This window comes from Shinella sp. GW835-FHT14H05, from assembly GCF_058793575.1.
In genome coordinates this window covers 124715-137481 of record NZ_JBXAFY010000007.1, presented here as the reverse complement: position 1 = coordinate 137481, position 12767 = coordinate 124715, and the positions used below count along the sequence as shown (strand labels likewise).

Below are 12767 nucleotides of genomic sequence, written 5' to 3'. Positions count from 1 at the left end.
CAATGCAGCAAAAAACTCATCACGCCGCGTTTTCAAAGACATGCTGTTCATGTAGATTGTCAAAACGCATTTGGGGAGGCGTCGATGGAGAAGTGGGTCTATACCTTTGGGGGAGGCCGCGCCGAAGGCAGCGCGAGCGATCGCAATCTGCTGGGCGGCAAGGGCGCGAACCTTGCCGAAATGTGCAATCTCGGCCTGCCGGTGCCGCCCGGCCTCACCATCGTCACCTCCGCCTGCAACCACTATTACGACAGCGGCCGCATGCTGCCGCCGGAGCTGAAGGACCAGGTCCGCGCCGGGCTTCGCCAGATGGAGGCGATCACCGGCCGCGCCTTCGGCGATACCTCAAAGCCGCTGCTGCTCTCCGTGCGCTCCGGCGCGCGCGCCTCCATGCCCGGCATGATGGATACGGTGCTCAATCTCGGCCTCAACGACAGCACGGTGCAGGCGCTCGGCCATGATGCCGGCGATGCGCGTTTCGCCTGGGACAGCTACCGCCGCTTCATCCAGATGTACGGCGATGTCGTCATGGGCCTCGACCACGAGGTCTTCGAGGAAATCCTGGAAGACGAGAAGGGTCGCCTCGGCCACGAGCAGGATACCGAGCTTTCCGCGGTCGAATGGCAGCATGTCATCGGCCGCTACAAGGACATCATTCGCGAAGAACTGGGCGAGGAATTTCCGCAGGATCCGGAAGTCCAGCTCTGGGGCGCCATCGGCGCGGTCTTTGCGAGCTGGATGAATGCCCGCGCAGTCACCTACCGCCACCTGCACAACATTCCCGCCATCTGGGGCACGGCCGTCAACGTCCAGGCGATGGTGTTCGGCAATCTCGGCAATTCGTCGGCCACCGGCGTCGCCTTCACGCGCAATCCCTCGACGGGCGAAAACAAGCTCTACGGCGAGTTCCTCGTCAATGCGCAGGGCGAGGATGTCGTCGCCGGCATCCGCACGCCGCAGAACATCACGGAGGAGGCACGCATCGCGTCAGGCTCCGACCGGCCGTCGCTGGAAAAGCTGATGCCGGAAGCCTTTGCCGAGTTCCGCGCCATCTGCGACCGGCTGGAGCGTCACTACCGCGACATGCAGGACCTCGAATTCACCATCGAGCGCGGCACGCTCTGGATGCTCCAGACCCGCTCGGGCAAGCGCACCGCCAAGGCGGCGCTGAAGATCGCCGTCGATATGGCGACGGAGGGGCTGATCAGCGAGGGCGAGGCCGTCGCGCGCATCGATCCCGCCTCGCTTGACCAGCTGCTGCACCCGACCATCGATCCGCGCGCGCGCCGCGACGTCATCGGCTCGGGCCTTCCGGCCTCGCCGGGTGCCGCGACCGGCGCGATCGTCTTCACCTCGGAAGATGCCGTGCAGGCAGAGGAGGAGGGCCGCAAGGTCATCCTCGTGCGCATCGAGACGAGCCCGGAAGACATCCACGGCATGCATGCCGCCGAGGGCATCCTGACCACCCGCGGCGGCATGACGAGCCATGCGGCCGTCGTCGCGCGTGGCATGGGCACGCCCTGCGTCTCCGGCGCGGGCACGCTGCGCGTCGATCTGCGCAACGAACTGCTGATCGCCCAGGGCCTGACGCTCACCAAGGGCGACATCATCACCATCGACGGCTCCTCCGGCCAGGTGCTGAAGGGCGAGATCCCCATGCTCCAGCCGGAACTCTCCGGCGATTTCGGCCAGATCATGGAATGGGCCGACCGCACGCGCCGCATGAAGGTGCGCACCAATGCCGAGACGCCGGCGGATGCCCGCGCGGCGCGTTCCTTCGGCGCCGAGGGCATCGGCCTTTGCCGCACCGAGCACATGTTCTTCGAGGGCAGCCGCATCAATGTGATGCGCGAGATGATCCTGGCCGAGGACGAGGCAGGCCGCCGGGCGTCGCTTGCAAAGCTCCTGCCCATGCAGCGCTCGGATTTCGTGGAGCTGTTCGAGATCATGCATGGCCTGCCGGTGACGATCCGCCTGCTCGACCCGCCGCTGCACGAATTCCTGCCGAAGAGCGACGAGGAGATCGCCGAGGTGGCGGCCGCACTCGCCATCGACGAGGCGGTGCTGCGCCGCCGCGTCGATACGCTGCACGAATTCAACCCCATGCTCGGCCATCGCGGCTGCCGGCTGGCGATTTCCTATCCGGAAATCGCCGAAATGCAGGCCCGCGCCATCTTCGAGGCGGCGGCGGAAGCCGCGCGCACAACGGGGGCCGCCGTCGTGCCGGAAATCATGGTGCCGCTCGTCGGCCTCAAGGCGGAGCTCGATTACGTCAAGGCCCGCATCGAGGAGGTCGCCAAGGCGGTGATCGCCGAGACCGGCGTGACGATCGACTATCTCGTCGGCACGATGATCGAGCTGCCGCGTGCAGCCCTTCGCGCCCATGTCATCGCCGAATCGGCCGAGTTCTTCTCCTTCGGCACCAACGACCTGACGCAGACGACCTTCGGCATCTCGCGCGACGACGCGTCGGCGTTCCTTTCGACCTATATCCAGAAGTGTATCGTCGAGCAGGACCCGTTCGTGCAGCTCGATTTCGATGGCGTGGGGGAATTGATCCGAATCGCGGCCGAGCGTGGCCGCCGCACCCGCAATGACCTGAAGCTCGGCATCTGCGGCGAACATGGCGGCGATCCGGCCTCGATCCACTTCTGCGAGGAGGCGGGCCTCGACTACGTCTCCTGCTCGCCCTTCCGCGTGCCGATCGCAAGGCTCGCGGCGGCGCAGGCGGCGTTCAACGGCAGCAAGAGCTGAGGATCAGTGGCGGCGTCCACGGACGTAGATGTAGGTCGGCCGATCCCACAGCGGCGATTCCATGCGCGCGGCGCGGAAATCCGCGCGGCGGTTGAGGTCTATGCGCTGGAGGCATTCGGCGAAGGCGTCCGTGCCCATACGGAACCCATAGGAGCGGCATCTGTTCTCGTCATTCGCGCGCACTTCGGCGGCCGTCTGGCAGCCGGCGAGGAAGAGTGCGGTGGCGGCGAGGGCGGCGAGGCGAATGAGCATCTTGGACATGCGGGCTCCGGCGATCTGTGACGCGCCATGGATAGGCCCGTAAGTGGGCGCTCGCAAGACCTCAGATGCGCTCCAGCACGTCGACGAAGGCATCCGCGAAACGCTTCAGGTCCTTGGTCTTCTCGTCGGGGTTCTCCACCCGGATGGCCGCACCTTCCGCATCGAGCAGCGCGAAAACCACGGCGAGCGCGCCGTCGTCACCCTGCGGCACGCGCAGTGCGGCGATACGCCGGCAATCCTCCGCAAGCCCGGAAGCGGGAAGGTCGAACAGGAAATCGCCGCCCACCCGATCGGCGGCGGCGCGCACCGCGCCCGCAAAACCCGCTTCGTCGCCGGAAAAACCATCGAGCGAAAGTTCGAGTTCCAGAAGCTCCAGGGGGAGGGCGGGTTCGCCAGCGGTGGTGGCAATCGCCGTGTCGGCAGCCGTCTGCATCGGCAACATCATCTTGCTCCTTCTCAACCCCCGTGTGTGAAAAATCGTTAACGAGCGTGGCGAATTTGCGGCACGCAAGGATTTTCCGCCGCCGTGCCGCAAAACCCCCGGTCAAGATGCCGCACCAAGCCGATGGAAAAATCCGCGGCACTGCGCTAGGGAGAGGGAACGGCAGGCGCATCCGGTGAGGCCATGGCAATCACGATCCAGTACGAACGGCCCGTTTCGCATGCGGCGCACTGGGCGCGGCGCATGGCGCTGTTTTCTTGCCTGCTGTTCATCGCCGCCGTGCTGTCGCACCGCTTCGGGCCGCTGACCACGCCGCATTTCCTGGTGCTGGCGGGTTTCGCCGCGGTGATGGCGGGGCTGGCCGTGCTGCTGGCGGCCGTGGGCCTGGCGCGCCTCTGGCATGTCGGCGCGCGTGGCGGCAAGGCGGCGCTGACGGCGCTGCTCTTCTCGCTCCTGCCGCTCGGCGTGGCCGGCGCCAGCGCTTACGCCTATTTCTACAAGCCGGCGCTCTACGACGTGACGACGGATACCGTCGCCGCCCCGCCCTGGCTTTCCGAACCCTCGGCCGAGCAGGACTGGCTGCCGCGCGTCGGCATCGTGACGGCCCGCGACCGTACCGTGCAGCTCGAAGCCTATCCCGGCCTTTCCGGCCGGCGCTACGACGGCGCACTCGACCGCGTCTATCAGGGCGTGCGCAAGGTGGCGACGGCCTACGGCATCACCATCACCGCCGAGAACGGGCTCGACAATATCCTCGCCGACCTGGAAGACCTCGTCGTCGACCCCAACAAAGCCTCCGCGAGCGAGGAACCGCTCGGCGACGTGCCGATCCCCGAAGCCCGCCCGCTGGAAACGCCGATCATGCCGCGCATCGGCGGCCCCGGCGACGTGCTGCTGCAGGGCGAATGGCGCTCGCCGCTCTTCGGCTTCCGCTTCGATGTGGTCATCCGGCTGCGCGAGGAGGCGGAGACGACGCTGGTCGACATGCGCGCCGCCTCGCGCTATGGCCCGCACGATCTCGGCATCGGCGCCGAGCTGGTGGAGGGCTACCTGAAGGCGCTCGACGCCGAACTGCTCGGCATCGCGGGCGACTGATCAGAGTTTGTCAGGGAAAAGTGGAAACCGGTTTTCCCGAAAAGACAAACGTAAGACTCTAGAAGCCGGGGGCGGGGAAATAGAGCCCCTTCAGCGCGGGTGGCCCTTCGGTCACCACCTCGCCGCGCCCCACCAGATCCTCCAGATGCGCCAGCACCGAAAGGGCGGCGGCGCCATGCAGGCGCGGGTCCGTCTCGCGGTAGATCACCTTCACCATGTCCGCAATCAGCCGGTCGCCGGCGCGCACCCGCTCGCGCACCGCCCGCTCGCGCATGCGCCGATGAGTCCGAAGCCCGCGCAGGAACGAGGCCGGCTCGGTGACCGGCCCGCCATGGCCGGGGAAGTACAGGCGGTCGTCGCGCTGAAGCAGCCGGTCGAGCGAGGCCATGTAGTCCGCCATGGCGCCATCCGGCGGTGCCACGATGGTCGTCGCCCAGGCCATCACATGGTCGGCGGAAAAGACGATGCCCTCCGGCCCGTCGAGCGCGAAGGCCGCGTGGTTGGCCGTGTGGCCGGGCGTGTGCAGCGCCGTCAGTGCCCAGCCGTCGCCCTCCACCGTCTCGCCGTCGCCGAGCGCGATATCCGGCACGAAATCCATGTCCGAGCTTTCGGAGAAGGGGTTGACCTCGCCGGCATGCAGCGGTCGCGACGCCCGGTGCGGCCCCTCCGCCACGACGATCGCGCCCGTCTCCGCCTTGAGACGGCGAGTGAGCGGCGAGTGGTCGCGGTGGGTGTGGCTGACGGCGATATGCGTCACCTCGCGCCCGGCAAGCGCCTTCATCAGCGCCTGGAAATGCGCCTCGTCCTCCGGGCCGGGATCGATCACCGCCACCGAACGGTCGCCGACGATATAGCTGTTCGTGCCGTGGAAGGTGAAGGGGCCGGGATTGTTGACGGTGATGCGCTGCACCCGCCGCGCCACCGGCACCGCCTCGCCATGCGCCGGCTTGAACTCCAGGTCGAAATGCGGGGCTTCCTGGCTGTCGTCTTGTGCGGAATTGGACACGGCTGTCACTTGTATTCGATTTCGATAAAGCTCATCGGCTTGTCGCCGCCATTGACGACATTGTGCGCCACGCCCGCCTCGCGCCGGTAGACCGCACCCGACTTGCTGTGCACCCGCCGCTCGCCGGTCTCCTCCTCGATGAGGAAATCGCAATCCGTCATTGGCACGACGACATAACCGAGCCCGTGCACATGATGGCCGGTATCGGCGCCCGGCTCGAAATCCCAGCGCGTCACGCGCACCACCGCATCGTCGAGAAGAACGGTCGGCATCGCCGGCGGGCGGGCGCGAAACTGGGACATGGCGGCTCCTCGTGAGAATCGGCGCGGCTGGTGCGCCCGGTCAAAGGGGGCAAGCCGCCGCCGGAAAGACGGTCGAATGCCCGGACCCTATCCCCGCCACGCCCGCCTGCCAAGGCTGAAGCCCGCGCAATTCGAGAGCCACGCACGGAGAATAATCACCCCAGGCGGAAGTTAAGCATTGTCCACGCCTCGCGCCTTTGCTATCAGGCTCCCGCCATGTTGGGGCGTCGCCAAGCGGTAAGGCACCGGTTTTTGGTACCGGCATTCCCAGGTTCGAATCCTGGCGCCCCAGCCACGGCTCTTTTCCATAACAAATAGAGGCGCTTTTTAAACGCCGGCGAAAGCCAGGTTTTGCTTGCGCTTATCTGTGCCATGGCCTTCATTGAAATGAAGAGGAACGCCTCTATTTTCCGTCTCGCCGAGTCAGAGCCGGTAGAGATCAACAGGGAGTCAGTCACACATGGGTATCTTCAGTTCCATCAAGGAAAAGCTCTTCGGCAAGGCAGAGGAAGAAAAGCCGGTAGAAACGATCACGGCCGATGCCGTCAAGCCGGCGACGGCGGATGTTTCCGCGACGCCGACGATCAGCAACGAGGCGGTCGTAACGACCACTGAAAGCCAGCCGGTTGCGGCCACGCCGAGCCAGCCGGTCGACGTCGCGGCGATCCTCGACGCTGCCGTTGCCAAGAATGGCCAGAAGCTCGACTGGCGCCGCTCCATCGTGGACTTGATGAAGGCCCTCGGCATGGATGCCAGCCTCCAGGAGCGCAAGGAGCTCGCCGACGAACTCGGCTTTACGGGCGACAAGAACGACTCCGCCAGCATGAACATCTGGCTGCACAAGGCCCTGCTGAAAGCCCTCGCCGACAACGGCGGCAAGGTGCCGGCCGACTTGCTGGATTGATTGATTAAAGAAGCCCGCCGAGAGGTTCGGCGGGCTTCTGCTTCAAGCGGAGTAATTTGTGCGTAAGGCTCACATGTCGTAGCGCTGCACTGACTTCGAAGCGCCTTTTAATTCTTGCCGGGAAACTGCAATAAATTCCTCCCACTGCATTGCAAGCGTCGATGCCTTGTTATCCAGCACCGCAATTTTTTTCCGGACCTTGTTGTAAATCTCGTCATCTACATATCGCTCCCCTGGCGGACGCCATGTTGATCCGCCATGGCCGTCAGATGTGTACAAACTATAGAATTCTGAATGAAAATCGCGCGCCGTAGTGCAGAATTTTTCGTAATTAGACTGTATTTTTTGATTGTGAAATGGAAATATATCTTTGTCTCGAAAGTTTATTAAGCGCCTAAGCCCCTCATAGTCGTCGTCATCCATATGAGTTTGAACGGCCTTAAACTTCAATATATAGTATTGTTTTTCATCAATAATTTTTAAAAGCAAATTGGCTTTATCAACGTCGTCGGACATGGCGTTGTCATGCGAGCTTCTATTTCCCGCATATTCGGCAAGCTCAACGCTAACCCAAGTTACAAATGATGCGATCAGCAGAATTACGGCTGCAAAATTAAACTTAGAAAAATCAATAGGCCATTGGATCCATATCAATGATCCGATCAGTGCCAGAATTGCGCCAATTCGGGCGAATTTATTTGGGAGTTCCGGAACCATCTTGAAGCTCAAGAATATGGAAATTCTTATGCCTGTAGCAGTTTTTCTCGGATATTCAATTTGGAATTGGAAGTTGCAATTTGCTGAGGAGTAGTGTGCGTTGAGTCGCAGCGGACTCTCAAGCATTCGTATCGATCTCAGGCTGCGGCCATGGCCTTTAGGCTGTTTCTTCAGGCGTTTAAGACGCAACAATGCTGGCGTGATTAGGGCCTCTGGTCATGAGGAAAAATCTTAGCCTAACCCACCCAGCGGAATAAGCTCCTTGGCGCCCGGCAGCCAGGCATTTCCCTCCCAATCCCCGAGCCACCGATCCACCCGCAAGCCCGCTTCCGCGATCAACACCTCCAGCTCCGCCTTCTCCGGAAAGGCGATGTGGGAGGTGGCGGAGAGGCGTTGGGTGGTGGTGCGGATTTCGTAGTGGGTGCCGTAGGTCACGATGCCGGTGGCGGGGTCGTGGGCGACGTCGTTCCAGGCGGCGACGGGGCCGAAGCGGGGGTGGTCGAGGAGGCGCATGGATTCCTCCGGCCCCCATTCCTCCCATTCGCGGCAGGCGGGGTTGCGGCTGTCGAAGATGAAGCGGCCGCCGGGGGCGAGGTGGGCGGCGATGGTGGCGAGGGCTGCCTGGCGGTCTTCTTTCGTCAGGAAAACCTGGAAGGCGTGGCCGGTCAGCAGCACGAGCTCGAAACGGCGGCCGAGGCGCAGCGTGCGGGCATCGCCCTCGACGAATTCGACAGCCTCAGCACCCGCCTTGCCGCGCGCGATGGCGAGCATGGCCGGTGCGGGATCGACGCCGCCGACCGTCCTGCCGCCGGCAAGCGCCACGGCGAGCTCGCCGGTGCCGCAGCCGAGGTCGAGCACGCTTGCGACGTCTGCTGCAAGTTTTAGGCAGAAGTCGAAATCCGGTGCGCGCTCCCAGCCGTTTTCCAGATCGTAGAAATCGGCAAGCGCCGGGTCGTGGTAGAGGCGGTCCTCGTCCATGTCGTCCTCCCAAAAAGGAAAAGGCCGCACAGGGATGCGCGGCCTTCGAAAATGTCGATCGCGCCTGCTGTTTACGACGCGGCGTCCAGCACCTTTTCGCAATGGGTCGGACCGCCCTTCGGGTCGACGCGGTCGGCGACGGCGCGGATGTTGTTGATCCGGTAGGCGTCGTTGACGGTCAGCTCCACCGTGCAGGACTTGCCCTTGGAGAAGCCGCCGCGCCACTTGTAGAGCGTCGTGCCGCCCGCGCCGCTCACGTCGGAGATCGGCGGACCATAGGCCGCGAAGAAGCTGCCGGCGGTCTTGCCGTTCCAGCGGGCCTGCAGCGGATTGGACGCGACGATTGCGGTGGTGCATCCGGCGAGGGCAAGCGCGACGCCTGCCAGAATTGCAATGCGGGAGTTCATGTGTGCCAGTTCCTTGGGAGCTTTGGTGTGGCCGTGAATGGGAGCCTGGATTCGCCATAGCGCAGCGCGCGCAAAAGGGGAATCGCCACCATGCGAACTTTCCCGTCATCCCCATCGAAGAGGCGTCAAACGTGCGGATTTGCAACAGTTCGCGTCGACGGCGCGCAAGCGTGAGGGCGTGCCCCGGCCGCGAATGGGTCAGGGCACGCCGGGAGAGGCTTCAGAGAATGAAGTCCGACTTGTCGAGATTGTCGATGTTGAACTTCTTGAGGATCAGCACGTCGTTGCCGCCGAGCTCGATATGCACGTCGCTGCCGACCTGGTCCGCCTTGCTCAGCACCTGGCTGATCTTGGAGAAATTGTAGGAGCGCAGGTCGATATCGTCGATATTGTTCTTGAAGTCGGTGATGGTGTCGCGACCATAACCCTTCTTGAACACGAAGATATCCGCGCCGAAACCGCCGGTCAGCTTGTCGTTGCCGGCGCCACCGTCGAGCCTGTCGGTGTTGCCTCCGCCGTTCAGCGTATCGTTGCCGCCATTGCCGTACAGCTTGTTCTTGGCCTCGTTTCCGAGAATGCTGTCATTGCCCGAGCCGCCCTTGGCATTCTCGATGAGAGAGCGCTTGTCGCCGTTGAACAGCAGCGCATTGAAGATGTTGCCGCGGGAATAGCCGTCGTTCGGCCCGCCGCCGAGGAACGAAAGCTGGGTCTTGCTGAACATCGAATAGGCGCCGGCGCGAAGGTCGATCTCGACACCCGTCTTGTAGGCCGTCAGGTCGTAGGTGTCGTTTCCGCCGCCGTCCCAGATCGTCGCGAAGATGCGGTTGCCGCCGGCGTCGATCGCGACCTTGCCATTGACGAACGTGTCGCCGCTGCCGGGCTTCCATTTGTAGACGGTCGCGCCCTTGTTCGTCGTGTAATCCGCGCCATACATGTGCTGGAGCGCGTAGATGTCGGCCATCATGAAGGTCTGTGGTCCGCCGAACTCTTCATATTGATAGGGCCCGCCCGAATCGCCGACGAAGGCGTTGTAGGTCATCACGGTATATTCGGGGCTGTTCCACTCGGGCTGGATGGCGCCGAATGTATCAGTTTCATGCGCGTGCTTGAGACCCAGCGCGTGGCCGAGCTCGTGGATCATCGTGTGCCAGGCATAGTTGCCGGCCTGTGGCGTGCGGTAGTCGTTGATCGTGCCGGCATAGGCCGTGCTGAACCAGACGTCGCCGGCCTCGGCCGACCCGCCCGGATAATAGGCATAGGCCGTCGGGTTCGCAGCATCGGACTGGGCGAAGCGCAGCGTTGCGGTGCTCGACGAGCCGGCGCTGAAATTGAGGTTGGTAAAGCCTTCGACGGAAAAGCCGTCATTCGCAGTGCCGCCGAAACTCTTCTCCATGGCGAAGAGGGCCGCATTCTTCTGCATGAGCGAGACGGAGCCGAAATTGTTGCTCGTCTCGTTCGTGTAGGAATAGTTGTTGGTGGATGTCGGGAATGCATAGGTGATGTTCGTGCCGCCCCAGGCGTTTCCGCTGAGGACGGCGTCAATGAACTGCGATCCCGTCGCGAAGATTGTCTTTGTCGTCTTGCCTGTGCCGGTCATGCGTGTTGCCCCTTCGACCAAAACGTCTGGATTTCTGCTGGAAGGCGAGTATTTCCCCCGGTCCGCACGCATTGTGCCTGCGTCGGACGCACTCCCGCCCCTTGAATGCTGGTATCATAGGAATGGGAAACGTTCCTGCAAGAAGCCTTATTCATGCACGGAAGAACAAATTTGGTCATACTTCTGCTTATCGGGGCAGTATTGCGCATGAAGGCGCGAACTGACTGACCGCAGGGCTAAAAACCAGGCTTTTGTGGAGTTTTTCGAGATATCGTCAGGCCGGAGGGCTACGCGCTGGCGGCCTGGATGCCCGGCCCGCCAGCCCGACGCCGTTGATTCGGCGCGCGCATCAAACCTTGTCGACAAACAATTCCTTGTCGACGACGAGGCCCATATTGTTGAGGTTCACGCGGATCGTGTGGATCTCCTTGTTCGGCGAGAGATAGGAAATCAGGAAGATTTCCTTGCACCCGTTGACCCCGATATGGCCGACGGTCTTGACCTCGCGCACCAGCGTCCACTTCTTTTGAGCCGCATAATCGTCGGCGAGCCCGACCAGGGCATCCGCACCTTTGCCCGACGGCCGTGCAATATGCAGGCAGGTGAAGGCGCCGGAGCCGGAATCGAAGACCTTGTAGGTGCAGCCGCTGAAGTTGCCGCTCGCAACAAGGCGGCGGTTTACGTCCAGGGTGCCGCAGGTCGTCCAGTCGTCCTGGAAGTGAATGTAGCTCGAATTGAAATCGATAGAGCTGGCGGCATCGACAAAGGAAAGCCGGTTGCTGGTGGCGTTCACCGTTGCTTTGGTGTGTACGAAGGAGTTTTTCAGCCGGTGCGTCGCCGAAAGCGTGTTGTGCCGGTTCGTACTGTTCGAATCGGGCTTCGACCCCATGCCGAGAATGCTGCTATTGTTTATCTTGGCTGTGATTTCATGAACCGACATTTTCCCTACCCCCTTTGCGTGCCCAGTGCCGCTTTTGCGGAACCAAACCCTTCTACACGCCTTCCGTTACAGGAGGAATTGTCATGTCGTCAGAATGGCCAATGTGGTTTTTGCAGGCGGCCGCCTTGGTGCTGCTAGCCGGAGTATTTTTCATTCGAGCATAGCGATTGAGCGCTCCAGTAAAAGTTGCTCAAGGCCAGCCGCATGGGGCACGCAAAACAAAGGGGGCAAAAGCCCCCTTAAATGTCCAACCAAGCTGTCTTGGAGATAGATGTCATGCGCTAGTTACACCTGCTTTAACCCCGCCGCCGCAAAGAGGCGGGCAACCTTTGCAGGGTCGACCAACTCACCGCTCTCGATTTTCATGATCTCGATAACGGTGAGACCGGAAACCACCGACAGCTCCTCGATGGTATAGCCAGTGCTTGCGCGAAGGTCGGTGATTGGATTTCTCGGCGCTACGTTCATGTTTCGCTCCTTTGTTGCAGCGCAATATAGGGAGTGGAAACGCGTGGTCAAGATGGCGAAAAAGCGGCGGTTGAGTTGCCGAAAAGCGACCGGTCGCCCTTGAGCATTCATACATACTTCAAAAAACCGGTTGCAATATGAAACCACTCGATCTAGCCTTTAACCGGTTGCATATCGCAATCAGCACTTTGGGAATGTGCCGCGCGAGGAAGGAACTGGCATGGCGAAGCTCGTGTTTGGAATGAACCAGTCCCTCGACGGCTATGTCGACCATATGTCTTTCGGGCCGAGCCCTACGCTGTTCCGCCATTTCATCGAGGAGGCGCGGGGGCAGGCGGGCAGTATCTATGGTCGGCGCATGTACGAGATCATGCGTTACTGGGATGACGATCATCCGGAGTGGGACGCAGATAGACGTGCCTTCGCCGCGGCGTGGCGGGCCCAGCCCAAGTGGGTCGTCTCGCGTTCGTTGACGTCGGTCGGCCCCAATGCCACGCTTCTTGGAGATGATCTTGAGGGCGAGATCCGCGCGCTGAAGGCCGCGCACGAGGGTGAAATCGAAGTTGCCGGCCCGGACGTGGCGAAAAGCCTCACCGAGCTTGGCCTGATCGACGAATATCGAATCTACCTGCATCCCGTCGTGCTCGGCCACGGCAAACCCTATTTCGCCGGTCCCCGCCCGCCGCTCCGCCTCGTCACGAACGATCGGATTGACGATGATGTGATTAGGCTGACCTATGTTCCCGATGCGGGATCGAGGGTCTGACGGTCGCTTGCGGAATGGATGAGCGTTGTTTCGCACGCGACGTGGTCGCCGTCGCTGTCGATCTTCTGGGAACCCGTCTGCTGATCGATGGCGTCGGGTCGGGCATACGTTTATCGATCCGACGGCCTGC

14 protein-coding genes and 1 tRNA gene are annotated in these 12767 nt (G+C 62.3%); 5 read left to right on the top strand and 10 right to left on the bottom strand.

What is annotated here, in order from left to right; genetic code table 11:
* Positions 1-84 precede the first annotated feature (84 nt).
* On the top strand, positions 85-2754 hold the full coding sequence (gene ppdK, locus AC1Q6Z_RS21160; RefSeq protein WP_492649167.1) for a pyruvate, phosphate dikinase: 2670 nt from the start codon (positions 85-87) through the stop codon (positions 2752-2754).
* A 3-nt stretch (positions 2755-2757) separates the two neighbouring features.
* Here the strand turns inward: ppdK and AC1Q6Z_RS21155 are convergent, their stop codons facing one another.
* Together AC1Q6Z_RS21155 and AC1Q6Z_RS21150 are read right to left on the bottom strand one after the other, a co-directional pair.
* Positions 2758-3015, bottom strand: a complete 258-nt coding sequence (locus AC1Q6Z_RS21155) for a hypothetical protein (protein ID WP_492649166.1) — start codon at positions 3013-3015, stop codon at positions 2758-2760.
* A gap of 61 nt (positions 3016-3076) precedes the next feature.
* Positions 3077-3460: a hypothetical protein gene (locus AC1Q6Z_RS21150; RefSeq protein WP_492649165.1), complete on the bottom strand. Its 384-nt coding sequence runs from the start codon at positions 3458-3460 to the stop codon at positions 3077-3079.
* Positions 3461-3646: 186 nt separating this feature from the next.
* Between AC1Q6Z_RS21150 and AC1Q6Z_RS21145 the strand changes: the two genes are divergently transcribed.
* Positions 3647-4552: a DUF1499 domain-containing protein gene (locus AC1Q6Z_RS21145; RefSeq protein ID WP_492649302.1), complete on the top strand. Its 906-nt coding sequence runs from the start codon at positions 3647-3649 to the stop codon at positions 4550-4552.
* A gap of 58 nt (positions 4553-4610) precedes the next feature.
* Here the strand turns inward: AC1Q6Z_RS21145 and AC1Q6Z_RS21140 are convergent, their stop codons facing one another.
* Together AC1Q6Z_RS21140 and AC1Q6Z_RS21135 are read right to left on the bottom strand one after the other, a co-directional pair.
* Positions 4611-5558 carry an MBL fold metallo-hydrolase gene (locus AC1Q6Z_RS21140; RefSeq protein WP_492649164.1) on the bottom strand — a complete coding sequence of 316 codons (948 nt, stop codon included), beginning with the start codon at positions 5556-5558 and terminating at the stop codon, positions 4611-4613.
* 5 nt (positions 5559-5563) lie between these two features.
* A complete protein-coding gene (locus tag AC1Q6Z_RS21135) occupies positions 5564-5860 on the bottom strand; it encodes a cupin domain-containing protein (RefSeq protein ID WP_492649163.1) in 297 nt (98 codons plus the stop codon).
* A 220-nt stretch (positions 5861-6080) separates the two neighbouring features.
* Between AC1Q6Z_RS21135 and AC1Q6Z_RS21130 the strand changes: the two genes are divergently transcribed.
* A tRNA-Gln gene (locus AC1Q6Z_RS21130) sits at positions 6081-6155 on the top strand.
* Between the two features lie 165 nt (positions 6156-6320).
* Positions 6321-6764: a DUF3597 domain-containing protein gene (locus AC1Q6Z_RS21125; RefSeq protein WP_492649162.1), complete on the top strand. Its 444-nt coding sequence runs from the start codon at positions 6321-6323 to the stop codon at positions 6762-6764.
* 69 nt (positions 6765-6833) lie between these two features.
* Here AC1Q6Z_RS21125 and AC1Q6Z_RS21120 read toward each other — a convergent pair whose 3' ends face one another.
* The 6 genes from AC1Q6Z_RS21120 to AC1Q6Z_RS21095 all read right to left on the bottom strand — a co-directional run bounded on the left by AC1Q6Z_RS21120 (position 6834) and on the right by AC1Q6Z_RS21095 (position 11871).
* Positions 6834-7481: a hypothetical protein gene (locus tag AC1Q6Z_RS21120; RefSeq protein WP_492649161.1), complete on the bottom strand. Its 648-nt coding sequence runs from the start codon at positions 7479-7481 to the stop codon at positions 6834-6836.
* A gap of 231 nt (positions 7482-7712) precedes the next feature.
* Entirely contained in the window at positions 7713-8459 is a 747-nt protein-coding gene (locus tag AC1Q6Z_RS21115) for a class I SAM-dependent methyltransferase (RefSeq protein ID WP_492649160.1), read from the bottom strand.
* Between the two features lie 71 nt (positions 8460-8530).
* Positions 8531-8866, bottom strand: coding sequence for a hypothetical protein (locus AC1Q6Z_RS21110; protein WP_256118660.1), 336 nt, complete (start codon positions 8864-8866; stop codon positions 8531-8533).
* 220 nt (positions 8867-9086) lie between these two features.
* Complete coding sequence (locus AC1Q6Z_RS21105; protein ID WP_492649159.1) at positions 9087-10463, bottom strand: M10 family metallopeptidase; 1377 nt, start codon at positions 10461-10463, stop codon at positions 9087-9089.
* 349 nt (positions 10464-10812) lie between these two features.
* Positions 10813-11403, bottom strand: coding sequence for a hypothetical protein (locus tag AC1Q6Z_RS21100; RefSeq protein ID WP_256118662.1), 591 nt, complete (start codon positions 11401-11403; stop codon positions 10813-10815).
* 285 nt (positions 11404-11688) lie between these two features.
* A complete protein-coding gene (locus AC1Q6Z_RS21095) occupies positions 11689-11871 on the bottom strand; it encodes a hypothetical protein (RefSeq protein WP_256118663.1) in 183 nt (60 codons plus the stop codon).
* 220 nt (positions 11872-12091) lie between these two features.
* On the opposite strand from AC1Q6Z_RS21095, the gene AC1Q6Z_RS21090 reads away from it, so the two are divergent.
* On the top strand, positions 12092-12637 hold the full coding sequence (locus AC1Q6Z_RS21090; RefSeq protein WP_492649158.1) for a dihydrofolate reductase family protein: 546 nt from the start codon (positions 12092-12094) through the stop codon (positions 12635-12637).
* Positions 12638-12767 lie beyond the last annotated feature (130 nt).